This window comes from Arthrobacter dokdonellae (genome assembly GCF_003268655.1).
Taxonomy (GTDB): domain Bacteria; phylum Actinomycetota; class Actinomycetes; order Actinomycetales; family Micrococcaceae; genus Specibacter; species Specibacter dokdonellae.
In genome coordinates this window covers 4,314,766-4,330,825 of the sequence record NZ_CP029642.1, presented here as the reverse complement: position 1 = coordinate 4,330,825, position 16,060 = coordinate 4,314,766, and the positions used below count along the sequence as shown (strand labels likewise).

15 protein-coding genes are annotated in these 16,060 nt (G+C 67.9%); 8 read left to right on the top strand and 7 right to left on the bottom strand.

The genetic code is table 11. The features are described from left to right. The first annotated feature begins 30 nt into the window (after positions 1–30). The 6 genes from DMB86_RS19320 to DMB86_RS19295 all read left to right on the top strand — a co-directional run bounded on the left by DMB86_RS19320 (position 31) and on the right by DMB86_RS19295 (position 6,121). Positions 31–480 (top strand): FAS1-like dehydratase domain-containing protein, encoded by a 450-nt coding sequence (locus tag DMB86_RS19320; RefSeq protein ID WP_113719204.1) that lies wholly within the window; start codon positions 31–33, stop codon positions 478–480. Next, positions 480–905 (top strand): MaoC family dehydratase, encoded by a 426-nt coding sequence (locus DMB86_RS19315; protein WP_113719203.1) that lies wholly within the window; start codon positions 480–482, stop codon positions 903–905. Before DMB86_RS19320 ends, DMB86_RS19315 begins: the two co-directional genes overlap by 1 nt. Continuing rightward, positions 902–2,335 (top strand): MFS transporter, encoded by a 1,434-nt coding sequence (locus DMB86_RS19310; RefSeq protein WP_227878506.1) that lies wholly within the window; start codon positions 902–904, stop codon positions 2,333–2,335. Before DMB86_RS19315 ends, DMB86_RS19310 begins: the two co-directional genes overlap by 4 nt. Continuing rightward, on the top strand, positions 2,332–3,414 hold the full coding sequence (locus tag DMB86_RS19305; RefSeq protein ID WP_227878505.1) for a UDP-N-acetylmuramate dehydrogenase: 1,083 nt from the start codon (positions 2,332–2,334) through the stop codon (positions 3,412–3,414). The genes DMB86_RS19310 and DMB86_RS19305 overlap by 4 nt, the downstream gene beginning before the upstream one ends. Positions 3,415–3,619: 205 nt before the next feature. Next, complete coding sequence (locus DMB86_RS19300; RefSeq protein ID WP_113719202.1) at positions 3,620–4,744, top strand: fatty acid desaturase family protein; 1,125 nt, start codon at positions 3,620–3,622, stop codon at positions 4,742–4,744. A gap of 162 nt (positions 4,745–4,906) precedes the next feature. Beyond that, positions 4,907–6,121, top strand: a complete 1,215-nt coding sequence (locus DMB86_RS19295) for a winged helix DNA-binding domain-containing protein (RefSeq protein ID WP_113719201.1) — start codon at positions 4,907–4,909, stop codon at positions 6,119–6,121. A gap of 96 nt (positions 6,122–6,217) precedes the next feature. Here DMB86_RS19295 and asd read toward each other — a convergent pair whose 3' ends face one another. The 7 genes from asd to DMB86_RS19260 all read right to left on the bottom strand — a co-directional run bounded on the left by asd (position 6,218) and on the right by DMB86_RS19260 (position 14,345). Beyond that, a complete protein-coding gene (asd, locus tag DMB86_RS19290; protein ID WP_113719200.1) occupies positions 6,218–7,360 on the bottom strand; it encodes an aspartate-semialdehyde dehydrogenase in 1,143 nt (380 codons plus the stop codon). An 84-nt stretch (positions 7,361–7,444) separates the two neighbouring features. Further along, positions 7,445–8,041, bottom strand: coding sequence for a dihydrofolate reductase (locus DMB86_RS19285; RefSeq protein WP_113719199.1), 597 nt, complete (start codon positions 8,039–8,041; stop codon positions 7,445–7,447). Then, positions 8,038–8,856 (bottom strand): thymidylate synthase, encoded by an 819-nt coding sequence (locus DMB86_RS19280; protein WP_113719198.1) that lies wholly within the window; start codon positions 8,854–8,856, stop codon positions 8,038–8,040. Before DMB86_RS19280 ends, DMB86_RS19285 begins: the two co-directional genes overlap by 4 nt. Positions 8,857–8,938: 82 nt before the next feature. Further along, a complete protein-coding gene (locus tag DMB86_RS19275) occupies positions 8,939–9,904 on the bottom strand; it encodes an NUDIX hydrolase (protein WP_113719197.1) in 966 nt (321 codons plus the stop codon). Next, complete coding sequence (locus tag DMB86_RS19270) at positions 9,904–12,147, bottom strand: RNA degradosome polyphosphate kinase (RefSeq protein WP_113719196.1); 2,244 nt, start codon at positions 12,145–12,147, stop codon at positions 9,904–9,906. The genes DMB86_RS19275 and DMB86_RS19270 overlap by 1 nt, the downstream gene beginning before the upstream one ends. A gap of 91 nt (positions 12,148–12,238) precedes the next feature. Further along, positions 12,239–13,216, bottom strand: coding sequence for a mycothiol synthase (mshD, locus tag DMB86_RS19265; RefSeq protein ID WP_113719195.1), 978 nt, complete (start codon positions 13,214–13,216; stop codon positions 12,239–12,241). A 430-nt stretch (positions 13,217–13,646) separates the two neighbouring features. Continuing rightward, positions 13,647–14,345: a winged helix-turn-helix transcriptional regulator gene (locus DMB86_RS19260; protein ID WP_113719194.1), complete on the bottom strand. Its 699-nt coding sequence runs from the start codon at positions 14,343–14,345 to the stop codon at positions 13,647–13,649. Positions 14,346–14,510: 165 nt separating this feature from the next. On the opposite strand from DMB86_RS19260, the gene DMB86_RS19255 reads away from it, so the two are divergent. Further along, the gene (locus DMB86_RS19255; protein ID WP_113719193.1) at positions 14,511–15,245 is read left to right on the top strand and encodes a permease; all 735 of its coding nucleotides are present in this window, start codon (positions 14,511–14,513) and stop codon (positions 15,243–15,245) included. 149 nt (positions 15,246–15,394) lie between these two features. Next, entirely contained in the window at positions 15,395–15,994 is a 600-nt protein-coding gene (locus DMB86_RS19250) for a heme-binding beta-barrel domain-containing protein (RefSeq protein ID WP_113719192.1), read from the top strand. The last annotated feature ends 66 nt before the right edge of the window (positions 15,995–16,060 follow it).

The window sequence follows — 16,060 nt, the reverse complement described above, 5'->3', positions numbered from 1 at the left end:
CCGGGGCCCCTCGGCCGGTAGGCTTGGATCATGACCATCAACCCCCAATTGCAGGGCCGAAGCTACCCGGCCGGCGACGTGTACAGCGTGGGCCGCGAGTCCATCCGCGAATTTGCGCGCGCCGTCAAGGCCGTCCACCCCGCCCACTTTGACGTCGCTGCCGCCCGGGAACTGGGCCACGCCGACCTTGTGGCGCCCCCGACCTACGCGATCATTGTCGCGCAGCGTGCCGACGCCCAGCTGATCAACGATCCCGAGTCCGGGATCGATTTTTCCCGGGTAGTCCACGCCGAGCAAAAATTCACGCACCACCGCCCCATCACGGCCGGCGACGAGCTCGTGGCCGAACTCCACGTGGACACCGTCCGGGCCATGGGCGGCGGCGCCATGATCACCACCCGCGCCGAAATTTCCACCGTGACCGGGGACGCCGTTGCCACTACGGTGTCCGCCATCCTGGTGCGCGGGGAGGGCCAGTAATGAACCTTGCGGAACTCGCGGTCGGCCAGGACATCGGCAGCCGGACACTTGAGATCTCCCGCGCCGACCTGGTGAAGTACGCCGGGGCTTCCGGCGACTTCAACCCCATCCACTGGAACGAGCGCTTTGCCCGCGAGGTGGAACTGCCCGGGGTCATCGCCCACGGCATGTTCACCATGGGCGCGGCGGTGCAGCTGGTGACAGACTGGGCAGGCGACCCGGCCGCCGTCGTCGGTTATGGCACGCGCTTTACCAAGCCGGTGCCGGTGGCCGACCTGGACGGGGAGCCGGGCGCCGTCGTCGAGGTCTCCGGCACCATCGGCGCCCTCGACGCCGACGCGGGGACGGCCCGGATCGACTTGGCCGTCACCCTCGACGGGCAAAAGGTGCTGGTCAAGGCGCAGGCCACGGTCCGCGTGGCGTGAGCGGAACCAACACCAGCAGCGCTGATTCCAGCATCGCCGGCGCGGATACGGCGGGCGTCAATGCCTGGCGCAACGGCGTGGTCACCGCCTATGCCGGGTCCGGGCTGGTCTTCTCCACCTGGGTGTCCCGCATCCCGGCGATCCGCGACGGGCTCGGCCTGACGCCGGCCACGGTGGGGCTGATCCTGCTGTGCATGTCCCTGGGCTCGTTCGTGTCCGTGGCCGCCTCCGGACTGGTGGTGCTGCGGCTCGGCTCCAGGCTGACCACCCGCGTCTGCACCACCATCCAGGCAGTGGGCCTGGTCCTCATGGGGGTGGGCGCCAGCGTCTTTATCAACCCGCTGGTGGTGGGGGCGGGCCTGGTCATCGTGGGCTTGGGCACCGCCAGTTTCAACACCGCTTCCAATATTGAGGGCGCCGCCGTGGAGCGGGCGCTGGGCCGGCACATCATGCCGCGCCTGCATGGCTCGTTCAGCGTCGGCACCGTGGTGGGCGCGGGGCTCGGCGCACTCGCCGCCCTGGTGCACGTTCCCGTCGCCATCCACGTCGGCGTCATGGCCGCGATTGTGTGGACCGCCATCTGGTTCGCCACCCGCCACTACCAGGCGGACCGGCTTTCCGCGGAGGCCGGACGCGGGCAGGGCGCGGTCCAGCTGGGCGAGCTGGACTCCGTGCCCGGCACCGGACCCATCCCCATCGTCAGGCCGGGCACAACGGCGCGTGCCCCCGCCAAGCGGGCGGCCGACCCTGCCGCCGACCCGGCGGTCGACGCCGCTGCCGCCCTGGCCGCGGAAAGCCGCAGGCTGGCCCAGGCCAAGCTGGACGGCAGGGCCAAGATCGCCGCCGCCTGGCGCGACCCGCGCACCGTGCTGATCGGCGTGCTGGTCCTGGGCCTGGCCCTGGCCGAAGGCGCCGCGGGCGACTGGGTTGCGCTGGCCCTCGCGGACGGCTACGGCTCCTCCAACGCCGTCGGCGCGCTGGGCTATGGCATCTTCGTCTCCGCCATGACCGTTGGGCGCTTCGCCGGCACCACGGTCCTGGACAGGTACGGCCGGGTGGCCGCCCTGCGCGTCAGCGCGGCCATGGCCGTGGCCGGGCTGGCCGTTTTTGTGTTCGCGCCCACCCAGGAGGTCGCCCTGGCCGCCCTCGTTTTCTGGGGCCTGGGATCCGCGCTCGGGTTCCCCGTCGGCATGTCCGCAGCCTCTGACGACCCCGACCACGCGGCTGCCCGCGTCTCCGTGGTCTCGACGATCGGCTACGGCGCCTTCCTGGGCGGACCGCCGGTGCTGGGCCTGCTCGCCGAACACGTCGGCGTGCTCCATTCCCTGCTCGCCGTCCTCGTCATGCTGGTGGTGGCCTTTGTGCTCACGCCGGTGGTGCGCAAGACCGCGACGGCCGGTGCCAGGCAAGGCACTACTGTTGAAGCGTGAGTGAAAACGTGCTGCTGAGTTCCCTGACCACCCTCGGCGTAGGGGGACCCGCGCGCACCTACGTGGAAGCTGCCACCGAGGCGGAGATCATTGCCGCGGTCCGCACCGCCGACCACGCCGGCGAGCCGCTCCTGATTGTGGGTGGCGGGTCCAACCTGGTGGTCTCGGACGACGGCTTCGACGGCACGGTCCTGAAGATTGCCAGCCAGGGCTTCAAGGCAACTGCCGAGGACTCCTGTGGCGGGGCCTCCGTGGTGGTTGCGGCCGGCCACGACTGGGACAGCTTTGTCCACCAGTCGGTGCTGCACGCCTGGAGCGGGCTGGAGGCCCTCTCCGGCATTCCCGGCCTCACCGGGGCCACACCCGTGCAAAATGTGGGCGCCTACGGCGCCGACGTCGCGCAGACCGTCGCCGCCGTGCGCGTCTGGGACCGCGAGAAGGATGCCGTGCGCACCTTTACCAATTCGGAGCTGAAGTTTGGCTACCGGGATTCCATCATCAAGCAGACCACTGTCAACGGCTCGCCCCGCTTCGTGGTGCTGACCGTGGAGTTCCAGCTGCTCCTGGGCCGCATGAGCGCCCCCGTGAAGTACGCCGAGCTGGCCCGCCGCCTCGGCGTTGAGGTGGGCAGGCGCGCCAATGCGCTGGATTTGCGCCGCACCGTACTGGAACTGCGCGCCTCCAAGGGCATGGTGCTGGATGCGGCGGACCGCGACACCTGGTCCACGGGCTCCTTCTTCACCAACCCGATCGTCGGCGCCGCCGAGGCCGCGTCACTGCCCGCAGACGCCCCGCGCTACCCCGCCGCCGCCGGGCTGACCAAGCTCAGCGCCGCCTGGCTGATTGAACATGCGGGCTTTTCCAAGGGGTACGGCCTCGCGCTCGATGGCAGGAAGCGCGGCGGAGTGGCGTCCCGCCGCGCTGCCCTGTCCACCAAGCACACGCTCGCCGTCACGAACCGTGGCGGGGCTTCGGCAGAAGACGTACTTGCGGTCGCGCGGGAGGTGCGCGCCGGCGTCGTGCGCCAATTCGGCATCACCCTGCACCCGGAGCCGGTGCTGGTGGGCTGCCAGCTCTGACCCGCCCCCGGACGCTCCTTCAGTTCCGGGGCCTTTTCGGCGGACGCTCCTTCACTCATGACGGCGCCACCCCTACCCCGGTACGGGGCCAAGACGGCTCCCGGGTGTGATGTGCCCGGAGTGGAGGGTCCGTAGCGTTAGTGGAAGATTCAGACCTTTCTCATAACGCGGTGTTTTAAGCTCCGTGAAGTACTGGAGGAACACCATGTCATCGGCAACATTGGACCACGCGGACCTGCTCGACGAAACGCCCGCCGCCAAACCCGCACGCAAGCGCCCCACCCGGGACCGCCACGTCACGGACTTCATCCAGCTCTGCGAGCAGGCGCGCGACGCCGGCCTCATGGAGCGCGACATCAAGTGGTACGTGGCGCGGATTGTCCGTCAAAGCCTTGGCTACCTGGCCGTCCTGGCGCTGTTCCTGACGCTGGGGCAAAGCTGGTGGCAGCTGGTCACCGCCGTGCTGTTCGCTTTCCTGTGCACGCACACCGCCTTTCTTTCGCACGACGCCGCGCATCGCCAGGTGTTCGCCTCCGCCAAGAAGAACGCCTGGCTCGCCCGTTTCGCCGGGAACCTGTTCGTGGGCCTGTCCTACGGCTGGTGGATGAACAAGCACGGCAAGCACCACCTGAACCCGAACAAGATCGGCGTGGATGGCGACATCGATCCGGGCGCCTTGGTGTTTGACCCCGAGAACGCCGCCAAGCGTACCGGCTTCGCCAAGTGGTTCGCCCGCCGCCAGGGCGCGTTCTTCTTCCCGCTGCTGACGCTTGCGGCGCTGGACCTTCACATTTCCGCCGTCCGCCGGGTGCTCGACCGCAAGCAGGTTGTCCCCGAGCGCAAGGCCGAAATCGCCATGCTGGTGGTCCGCCTGGTCATCTTGCCGGCGTTCACGCTCTGGTTCCTTGGCTGGGGCCTGGGCCTTGCCTTTATCGCCGTGCAGGTCATGGCGCTCGGTGTCTACATGGGCGGCTCCTTCGCCCCGAACCACAAGGGCATGCCGCTGGTCCCCAAGGACGTCAAGATCGACTTCATGCGCCGCCAGACCCTGATGAGCCGCAACATCTCCGGCGGATGGTGGGTCGACGCCGGCATGGGCGGGCTGAACTACCAGATTGAGCACCACCTGTTCCCGACCATGTCCTCCAAGAACCTCAAGGCCGTCCAGCCCTTGGTCCGCGCGTACTGCGCCGAGCGGAACATCACGTACACGGAAACCACCCTGGGCCAGTCCTACATGATCGTCATGCGCTACCTGAACCGCGTGGGCCTGGGCCAGCGCGACCCCTTCGAATGCCCCATCACGGCCCAGCTGCGTTCCGCCCGCTGACCCCCCCTCCACAGCTGACCTGCAATAACGGTCGAAAAAACGATCTTTCGGGACGTTTTTCGAAGGGGCCCAGGCCCGCGAGTGGCCCTTGCCGAGGAACGAGGTTGGGGAGCGGGTGGGGGCTATTGCGGGCCGGCTGTGTGGGCGGGGATACTTTGGGGGATGGCCCCCAGCGTCACACCCGCCGTCCTTGCCCGCCTCCGCCTTGCGGCCCAATGGATCCTGCCCGCGTCCACCCGTCCCAGCCCGGGGCCGGTGGACGTTGTGCGTTGGCTGACGGCACTGCAGGGACAGGACCTCCCCGGCGCGCTGTGGTCCATCGGGCTCCGTGCGTCCGGCACCGGCCGGGCCGGCGTCGAGGCGGCCTTCAACCGCGGGGAGATTGTCCGTTCGTGGCCCCTGCGCGGCACCCTCCACGTCACGGCTGCCGAGGACCTCGGGTGGATCCTGTCGCTGACCTCGGGACGGATGCTGGGATCCATGGCAGGCCGGCACCGCCAGTTGGGAATTACGACGCCGGACCTCAACCAGGTGCGCGATGTTGCCCTGGCGCTGTTGGAACCGCCGGGCCGGGAAGCCGGGACCCGTAGCAAGGGCGGGGCAGGCGTCACCGCCAGTCCTGGCGCCAGTGCCGGCCCGGACGGCGGCTCCTGCGGCAGGGCGACGCGGGAGGAGCTGCTGGGGGCCTTCGAAGCGGCGGGACAGCGGACCGCGGCCCAGCGGGGCATCCACCTGCTGTGGCTGCTCTGCGTGGAGGGCTCACTGGTACAGGGGCCCATGAACGCGGCCGCGGGCAACGGCAACACCCAGTTCTTTGTGCAGGCTGACCATTGGATCAAGGACCGCCGTGTCCTGGAACGCGGGGAGGCGTTGGCCGAGCTTGCCCTGCGGTATTTCCGCAGCCACGGCCCGGCCACCATCAAGGACTTCCAATGGTGGTCGAAGCTGACCCTGGCGGACATCAAGGCCGGGCTGGACCAGGTGGCTGGCGGGCTGGAATCCGTGGAGTGCGGCGGAACAAGCTACCTGCTGGCCCCGGAAACGGCGGAATTGCTGGGCGGCACGCTGCCCGGGGCCAGGACCATCCTGCTGCTGCCCGGCTTTGACGAATACCTGTTGGGCTACACGGACAGGAGCGCCGCGCTTGCGCCACACCATGCGCCGCTGACAGTGCCCGGCAACAACGGCATGTTCAAGGCACCAGTGGTGGCAGGGGGCAGGGTGGCCGGGACCTGGCGCAAGGCGCAAGGCGCGGCCGAGAAACAACGGGAAGTCGCCGGCGTCGTTCTTCCGGAGCTGTTTGACGGGCTCAGCCCGGCGCAGGACAGGGCGCTGGAAAGATCTGCGGCGAACTACGCAAACTTCCTCGCCACCTAAAGATCTGTGTTGCACTTATTGGACGAAAACCGTCATTGGACGAAAACCGTCCCGGAAGGCGCTATCCAGCCGAAGAAGTGCAACACAGATCCGGGTCTAGAGCGTGCCAGTGGCGATGGCCAGCATGCGCCGCAGCGGCTCGGCCGCGCCCCAGAGGAGCTGGTCGCCGACGGTGAACGCGCTGACGTATTCCGGCCCCATCTCCATCTTGCGGATACGGCCCACGGGGACGTCCAGGGTGCCGGAGGCGGCCACCGGGGTCAGGTCCGCCATGGACGCTTCCTTCGTGTTGGGCACCACCTTGGCCCACTCGTTGTCGTTGGCCAGCAGGGCTTCGATCTCGGCCACCGGGAGGTCCTCGCGCAGCTTGAGCGTGAGCGCCTGCGAGTGGGAGCGCATGGCACCGATCCGCACGCAGAGCCCGTCCATGATGACCCGGTTGTCCGCGGAGTTGCCCAGGATCTTGTTGGTCTCCACGCCGGCCTTCCACTCCTCGCGCGACTGCCCGTTGCCCAGATCGGAGTCGATCCAGGGGATGAGCGAGCCCGCCAGCGGCACGCCGAACTGGCTGGAGTCGATGCCTTCGCGCTGGTGGGCGAGGACCTTGCGGTCAATGTCCAGGATGGCCGATGCCGGGTCGTCCAGTTCGCTGGACACCTCGCTGTTAAGCGTTCCGAACTGCTTGAGGAGCTCGCGCATGTGGCGGGCGCCGCCGCCGGACGCGGCCTGGTAGGTCATGGCCGTGCCCCACTCGACCAGGTTGTTCTTGAACAGTCCGCCCAGGCCCATGAGCATGCAGGAGACGGTGCAGTTGCCGCCGATGAAGTCGCGGGTGCCGTTCACCAGGCCCTTGTCGATGACGTCGCGGTTGATGGGGTCCAGGACGATGATCGAGTCCTCGTTCATGCGCAGCGTGGAGGCTGCGTCCAGCCACAGGCCGTCCCAGCCGCGGCCGCGCAGCTCGGTGTGGACGCGCTTGGTGTAGTCGCCGCCCTGGGCGGTGACAATGATGGGCAGCTTGACCAGCGTGTCAATGTCAAAGGCGTCTTCGAGCGTGCCCGTCTCGCCAGAGACTGGACCGGCCAATGCCGGGGCCTTGCCGCCGGCGTTGGAAGTGGAGAAGAAGACGGGGTTGATGCTTGCGAAGTCGCCCTCGTCCTGCATGCGCTGCATCAGGACGGAACCGACCATGCCGCGCCAGCCAACTAGGCCGACGGAAGGAACATTGAGTGAGGTCATGCGTCCAGTTTAGGCGGGAGGGGGAGAGCCCCGCCAAGTTGGTGTCATCTGGTGAACGCCGTCTCAGCCTCGCGCACGGATGGCTTATTCGGGCACCTCAAACTCGGACTCGCCCCGGGCCCACAACGTGAAGCGGTATTCGGCGCCGTTCTTGGCGGTGCGCCAGCCCTCCTGGGGCGTGGCGCCGCGGAACGTCCACTCCGGGCCCAGCGCGGGTGCCAGCGTGTCACCTGGCACATCCGTGTTAATAACCGTGACGACGGCGACGTTGCAGTCGTCGATCGCCTGGGCGAAGATCTGTCCGCCGCCGAGCACCCACACTTCCTCGCCGCCGGGGGACAGCTGCGCCTCCACCAGGGCCTGATCCAAGGAGTCAAGCACGACGGCGCCACTCGCGTCCGGCGTCGAGCCCCAGTTTTCCTGCCGGGTCACCACGATGTTGGTGCGGCCGGGGAGCGGCCGGTACTTTTCCGGAAACGAATCCCACGTCTTGCGGCCCATCACCACCGGGTGGCCCTGGGTGACGCGCTTGAAGTGGGCCAGGTCCTCGGGCAGGTGCCAGGGCATGCCACCCTCGGCGCCTATGACGCCTTGGTTGGTTTGCGCCCAGATCATGCCCACGATGGGCTGGGTGAAGCGGTACTGTGGGGGCTGTCCGGGGGAGCCGGCGTCGGTGCTCATACGGCGATCGGTGCCTTAATCGTCGGGTGGTGCTGGTAGTTGACCAGCTCAAGGTCGTCAAAGGTGTAGTCAAAGATGGAGGACGGCTTGCGCGTGAACCGCAGCTGCGGGTACGGGTATGGCTCGCGGGTGAGCTGCTCGGCGACCTGGTCCACGTGGTCGTCGTAGATGTGCACGTCGCCGCCGGTCCAGATGAATTCGCCCGGCTCCAGGTCCAGCTGCTGCGCCATCATCATGGTCAAAAGGGCGTAGGAGGCAATGTTGAACGGCACGCCCAGGAACGTGTCCGCCGACCGCTGGTACAGCTGGCAGCTGAGCTTGCCGCGCCGGTCCTCCGTGGGGGCAACGTAGAACTGGAAGAACGCGTGGCACGGCGGCAGGGCCATGTCCTTCAGCTCACCCACATTCCAGGCAGAGACGATGTGCCTGCGGGAATCCGGGTTGCTCCGCAGGGACTCCATGACCTGGGAAATCTGGTCGATGTGCCCGCCGTCCGGCGTGGGCCACGAGCGCCACTGGACGCCGTAGACCGGACCAAGCTCCCCGGCGTCGTCCGCCCATTCATTCCAGATCTTCACGCCGTGATCCTGCAGCCAGCGCACGTTGGAGTCGCCGCGCAGGAACCAGAGCAGCTCCATGGCGACCGACCTGAAGTGGACCCGCTTGGTGGTGATCAACGGGAAGCTCTCGGAAAGGTCGAAGCGCAGCTGCCGGCCAAAGACGCTGAGCGTGCCGGTGCCGGTGCGGTCCGATTTCTGCGTGCCGTTGGCCAGCACGTCCCTGAGGAGGTCTTCGTACGGGGTCACAATAGTCACGCCACCAGTCTACGTGTCCCGCCGCTGGAGGCCGCCCTGGACGGGGCTGGGGCCGCAGTTCGCCGGCGGCGTGGGTCCGGGTTCAGTCCTCGTAGGGCCGGTGCTGCTCCACCGCCACGATGCGCCCGGGGTCGTTGACGGACACGTGCGCCACGAGCACCTCGCCGGGGGCCAGGTGGGGGTCGCCCAGCGGCAGCCTCGCTGCCAGTGCGCCGTCCATGTGCGTGGCCAGCGTCTCCAGCACGGTCGGCAGCACGGGCCGGTGGGTGCACACGGCCGCGGCGCTGGACTTGGACAGCAGCTTTTCCACGGCGGCGGCGGCCTTGGCGGGGTTCCGCTTGTGGTCCGCCTCGGTCAGCGCCGGCACCACCTTGACCTTGGCCTTGGTGGCCTGGGTGTAGGGGGAGATGGTGGCAATGCAGCGCATCCAGCCGCTCGTGAGGATCTTGCCCGGGTGCCAGGCCATCAGCAGCCGCTGGAGGTAAAGCGCCTGCCGCTTGCCCGTCGCCGCCAGCGGCCGCTCGCCCTCGGCGCGGGTCCAGGCCGAGCGCGGCTTGGCCTTTGCGTGCCGGATCACCAGCAGGGGCCAGGTCGGCAGCGTTCCGGCCTCATGCGCGGCGAGCAGGGCCTCCAGCGGTTCGACGTCGGACGGGTTGGAGAGCAGGCCCCTCGCCTTCGTGGGGGAGCACCAGACGGCGGTGTCCACTTCCTTGCCGTCGGGCAGGGGCGGCATGTCGTCCACCTCGGCCGCCCAGTAGTGCACCTCCTTCATTCCGGGCTTGACGGCGTAGCGGATGGCGGGCAGCGGTATGCCCAGTGTGATGGGCAGCCCCACTTCCTCGTACACCTCGCGCACGGCGCACTCGGCCATGGTTTCACCGTTGTCCAGCTTGCCCTTGGGCCAGGACCAGTCGTCGTAGCGCTGCCGGTGGATGAGCAGCAGCTCCAGCTTCTTCTTTTTGACGCGCCAGCACAGCGCCCCTGCCGCGTACACGGAAATTTCCGTGCCGGTGGGGGCGGCGTCCTCCAAGTGCTCGCTGCTGCGCATCACCGGTGCAGGGTCGAACGCGGGCGGGAGCGGCTGGCGAGCAGCCACGACTGGACGTCGCTGAGCGGGGTGCCGTCCGCAGCGAGGTGGTGGCGGGTCCATTCACCGTCAACGCCGAGATGCCAGCTGGACGTGCCGGCGTCGAGGTAGCGGTCCAGAAGTGAGTTGACCTCCCTGATGTGGTCCGGGTTGGACAGCTGCACCAGCGCCTCCACCCGGCGGTCCAGGTTGCGGTGCATCATGTCCGCGGAGCCGATGTAGACCACCGGGTCCCCGCCATTGGCAAAGGTGAATACGCGTGAATGTTCCAGGAAGCGGCCCAGCACCGAGCGCACGGTGATGTTCTCGCTCAGCCCCGCAACGCCCGGGCGGAGTGAGCAGATGCCGCGCACCACCACCCCGACGTCCACCCCCGCCTGCGAGGCCCGGTACAGCGAATCGATGATGGCCTCGTCGACCATCGAGTTGACCTTGAAGCGCACCTGGGCTGGCAGCCCGGCTTTTTTGTTGGCGATTTCCGTGTCGATGCGCTCGATGAGGCCCGATCGCACGGAGCGCGGGGCCACGAGCAGCCGCTCAAACTCGGACTTGGGCGCGTACCCGGAAAGCTGGTTGAACAACTTGGTGAGGTCCTCGCCCACCTGGTTGTCCGCCGTCAGCAGGCCCAGGTCCTCGTAGTAGCGGGCCGTGCGCGGGTGGTAGTTGCCCGTGCCGATGTGGCAGTAGCGGCGCAGCCCGTCCTGTTCCTGGCGCACCACCAGGGACAGCTTGCAGTGGGTTTTCAGCCCCACGATGCCATAGACGACGTGCACGCCGGCCTGCTCCAGCTTTCTGGCCCAGGAGATGTTGGCCTGCTCGTCAAAGCGTGCCTTGATCTCCACCAGCGCCAGCACCTGCTTGCCGGCCTCGGCCGCGTCGACCAGGGCGTCCACAATGGGGGAGTCGCCGGAGGTCCGGTACAGGGTCTGCTTGATGGCGCGGACCTTGGGGTCCGAGGCGGCCTGCTCGAGGAACGCCTGGACCGAGGTGGAGAAGGAGTCATAGGGGTGGTGGAGCAGGATGTCGCGCCGGCGCATGGCCGCGAACACGTTGGCGGCCTTGGACGTCTCCGACTCGTTCAAATCGCGCGAGGTGTGGGCAACGTGCTTGGGAAACCGAAGATCGCTGCGGTCAATGCCGCCAATGACGGACAGGCCGCGCAGATCCAGCGGGGCCGGGAGCTTGTAGACCTCGGAGTCCTCGATGTCGAGCTCGCGCACCAGCAGGGCCAGGACGTTTGGATTGATGTCCGTGGCCACCTCCAGGCGGACGGGAGGGCCGAACCGGCGGCGCAGCAGTTCCTTTTCCAGCGCCTGCAGGAGGTTCTCGGCGTCGTCCTCCTCGACCTCGAGATCCTCGTTGCGGGTGACGCGGAAGGTGTGGTGTTCCAGCACCTCCATGCCGGGAAAGAGCTGGTCCAGGTGCTGGGCGATGACTTCCTCCAGCGGGATGAACCTGGCCACGCGCCCCGGCACGGTGCCTGCCCGGGCGCCGTCAACGGAGACGAGCCGGTCCAGCAGGTCCGGCACCTTCAGCCGGGCAAAGAGCTCCTTGTCGCTGACGGGGTTGCGGACCACCACGGCCAGGTTCAGCGACAGCCCCGAGATGTACGGGAACGGGTGGGCCGGGTCCACGGCCAGGGGCGTCAGGATGGGGAACATCTTCTCGGCAAACATCTTGCCCAGCTGGTCCTTGGCGCCCTCGTCCAGCTCGTCCCAGCGGACCAGGTGGATGTGCTCGTAGGCCAACGCCGGGCGGATCTGGCTGGCAAAGACATGGGCGTGCCGCGCCTGCAGCTTGTGGGCGGCGTCGCTGATCTGTTCCAGGACCTCAATGGGGCTGAGCCCGGCAGGGGAGGGCACGGCCAGGCCGGCGGCGATGCGGCGCTTGAGGCCGGCCACCCGGACCATGAAGAATTCGTCGAGGTTGGAGGCAAAGATGGACAGGAAGTTCACCCGCTCCAGCAGGTAGACGTCCGGGTCCTCGGCGAGTTCCAGGACGCGGGCATTGAACGCCAGCCAGCTGAGCTCCCGGTCCAGGAAACGGTCCGGGCTGATGTCGCCCTCCGGCAGGAGGTTCGGCTCAAATTCGGGGATGTCGATCCGGTCCTGGGTGGCGCGGGCAGCCTGCACCTCCCCGGAGCCGAAACGTTCCCCGTTCAGCGACGCCGCGGTTCGCGCCGGTGCCTTGTATTCACGTTTCATCGGTAGATCCTCACAGTTGGTGCTGCCATGTTCCAACATTACAAGCCGCAGCGGGCCGGGGCAGCCCCCGCCGGACCCCTCCTCGGGCGGTTCAGGACGCGGAGACCGGGCCGTACATGACGTCGGAGTCCCACTTCGTGAAACCGAGCCGGCGGTAGAGGGCCACGGCGGCTTCGTTATCCGCGTCCACATACAGCATGATGGCGCGCAGCCCCTGCGACTGCAGGTAGTCGATGCCCTGCACGGTCAGCGTCCTGCCCAGGCCCATTCCCTGGGCATCCGGGGTCACGCCCACCACGTAGACCTCGCCCATGGGGGACTGCCCCGCCCTGCCCGGGTGCACCTTGGTCCAATGAAAGCCGAGGATCGCCCCCGAAGCGTCGACGGCCAGGAAGAATCCGGCCGGGTCAAACCACGGCTCGGCCATGCGGGCCCGGAGGTCGTCCAGGGTCAGCGCGCCCTGCTCCGGGTGGTGGGCAAACGCCGCGGCGTTGGCGGCCAGCCAGGCGGCCTCGTCCTGGCCGGGGACGAACGTCCGCAAGGTCACGCCGTCGGGTACGGAAGGGCGGTCCGGCGTCAGGGCCGCGTCCGGGGCGCGCCGGACCAGGCGCATGCGCCACAGCTCGCGGATGGCCCGGTAGCCGTAGCTGGCCGCCAGGTCCGCGGCGGCCTCATGGTCTCCGTGCGACCACGCCCTGATGCCCTGCAGGCCGCGCACCGCCACCAGTTTGTCCACCAGCATGGACCCGACGCCCTCATTGCGATAGTGGGGATGCACCGCGATCTCCAGCACGCCCTCACCACCGTCAAGCACGACGACGGCCACTCCGGCCAGGTCTTCACCCTCCGTCGGCGAATTCTCCTCCGGCGCATGCGTGAGCAGGACCAGCACGGTGTCCGGGCCCGCATGGCGGGACTTCAGCTCCACCAGGGTCTGCTCGGAAAACGGCGGGTTGCCATCTTCGTCCTCGGCGTCCGCGACCAGGTCGAGGATGTCGCGCAGGACGTCGGATTCGGGGGTGCCCGGGACCACCGTCACGGGCCAGCTGCCAGTCTTTGCAGGGCTCATGACCACAGCCTAGTCCCCACGCCCTCCCCGTGTGACGCTGGCGCGTCACCCGGGGTCCCTCGGGCGCGTGGGCCCACCACGCCCTCCCCGTGTGACGCTGGCGCGTCACCCGGGGTCCCTCGGGCGCGTGGGCCCACCACGCGTGCGGGACACTCCCGCCGCATTCACCCTTGCCGGCCCATGGGGACCCTTGGTGGGCGCGCCTTCTGCGACTTGGTTTGCGCCGGCGCCCGCCCTGCCATAGAGTTTGAGGGCAGCAACTGGGGGGATGCACCAGTGGGGTGTCCTCGATACGTTCGACCCGTATGTCCTCCACCAAATGCAAAGGCCCGCTCCTGACCGGAGCGGGCCTTTGCTTTTAACGGCCGTCCACCTGACGTCCGCGCGCCCTGGACGTCCGTCCGCGCGGACCCGCTACCAGCCCTCCGCCCTACGCCTCGGCCAGTTCGTCGTCGGGCACCTTGGCAATGGTCAGGCGGTAGCCGACATTGCGCACGGTGCTGATCAGGCTCTCGTGGTCCGAGCCGAGTTTGGCGCGCAGGCGCCGCACATGGACGTCCACGGTGCGCGTGCCGCCGTAGTAGTCGTAGCCCCAGACCTCGTTGAGGAGTTGCGCGCGGGTGAAAACGCGGCCGGGATGTTGTGCCAGGTATTTCAGGAGTTCGAATTCCTTGTAGGTCAGGTTCAGTACCTTGCCGTGGACCCGCGCAGTGTAGCTGTCCTCGTCAATCACCACGCCTGCTGCCTGAATTTCCTGGTGTACGGAGTCCTCGGCGTCCGATGCCCGCGTCAGTGCCAGGCGCAGGCGGGCTTCCACCTCGGCGGGGCCGGCGGTTTCAAGGATGACGTCGTCCGCCGCCCAGGACGCCGTCACGGCCGCCATGCCCCCTTCCGTGAGGACCAGCAGCAACGGCACGCTGATGCCCGTTGCCCGCAACAGCTGCGTCAGGGACCGGGAGCCGGCCAGGTCCCTGCGGGCGTCGACAAGGATGAGGTCGGACGGCTTTGCGTCCAGCAGGGCCGTGGGCACCGCCGGAAGGATATGTATGGAGTGGCTGAGCAGTTCCAGGGCAGGAAGGACGTCCACGGAACTGCCGTGGTTGTTGGTCAACATTAAGATCTGCGACATGACTTCCTCCAAAGTGCGTCGATGTGCGCATCTTTGAGCGACAAACCACCTGTCACCTCGGACCGGCAGTCGTGCACCTTGCAGCCAAGGCAAACGGCCGCGGCACAACGCACCGGAGCGAGGGTTGTTCCACAGTGTACCGCCAGAGTAGGGCAGGATTGATGTGTGAAGTCATCATTAGCCGGTCTTGCAGGAATCATTGCGCTTGCAGCCATCGTGGCGGGGCATTATTTCGGGCTCGGCTACATTGTGGGCGTCGCGGTGGCGCTTGCGACTGCATTCGGCTTCGGCTGGCCGCACTACCTGGGCATTCCGGCGAAGAAGACACTGGGCACCGTCATTGCGTTGACCGGCGCCGCTGCGGCCCTGACCAGCGGGCTGACGGCCGACGCGAACTTCCTGGTGTGGACGCCCATCTTCATCGCGTTGGGCTTCGGCGCCGTCATGGTGGTGCAGCTGATCCGCGGGACCGGCCAGGCGCACCGGCTTGAATCCACCCTCGGCGCCGGGGCGGGTGTCCTCATCGCAGGGTTTGCCGGCGGATGGGTGGCGTCGTACCGCTTCCTGGGGGAGCCCGGGATGACGTTGGTTACCGCCATCAGCGCTGCTGTCGCATTGGCCGTGGGCATGCTGTCATGGCCCGACCGGGTCCTCGCGCCCCTGGCCATCGTGCTTGCCGCGCTGGCTGGCCCGCTTGCGGCGCTGCTTTTTTCAGAGCTCAGGATCCTTCCCGCCGCGGTACTTGGCGCGCTCGTGGCCGCCGTCATTGCCAGTTTCCGCCGCCTGGGCACGCTCACGGGGCCGGTGCGCAACGTCGCTGGGGGCCTTTCCGCGGCCGTCGCGCCCGTCCTGTCGCTGGGCGCTTTGGTCTATTTCATCGACAAGCTGCTGTTGACCTGAGCGCCAAAAGTTCACGATAGTATGGCTCCATGAGCGTACTTGCCTTGGAAATCTTCTTCATCTGCCTGTTGGTCCTTGCCGGCCTCACCATGGCCTGGTTCGCCGGACTGGTGGTGTGGCGTCTCTTCAAGGGACAGCAGTAACCTGCCATGCCCATTGAAATACCCACGGACCTGACGCCCGAACTGGTCCCGCTGTCGTGGCTGCTCGGCACCTGGACGGGACGTGGCCGGCTCGGTACCGGCGAGGCCGATGACGAGCACTTCACCCAGACCGCGACCTTCAGCGCCAACGGGCTGCCCTACCTGCAATACAAGGCCGAGTCCTGGCTCACCGACGAGGAGGGCACCATCCTGCGCCCCCTGTCCGTCGAAACCGGCTTTTGGCAGCTGGACCGGCCCCTGAACGACGCCGACGGCGGACCGGGCCTGATCCCGGCGGACATCGTGCCCGCCTTGAGGACAGCCGACGACGTCGAAGCCCTGCGGAATGCCGACGGCGGCTTTGACATCATCGTTAACATCGTCCATCCGGGTGGGATTTCCGAGCTGTACTACGGCAGCATCAAGGGCCCCCAGATCCAGCTGGCCACCGACGCCGTCATGCGGCACTCCGGCGCCAAGGACTACTCCGCGGCCACCCGCATCTTCGGCCTGGTCAACGGCGACCTCTTCTGGCGCTGGGACGTGGCGGCCCAAGGCAAGTCCCTCGAGGCCCACGCCTCCGCGGCGCTGCACAAGGTTCAATAAGCCCGCCTTTCCGTTGAGGTTGGAGATGACGACCTCCGCGCCCGTTGAGGTTGGAGATGACGAGCT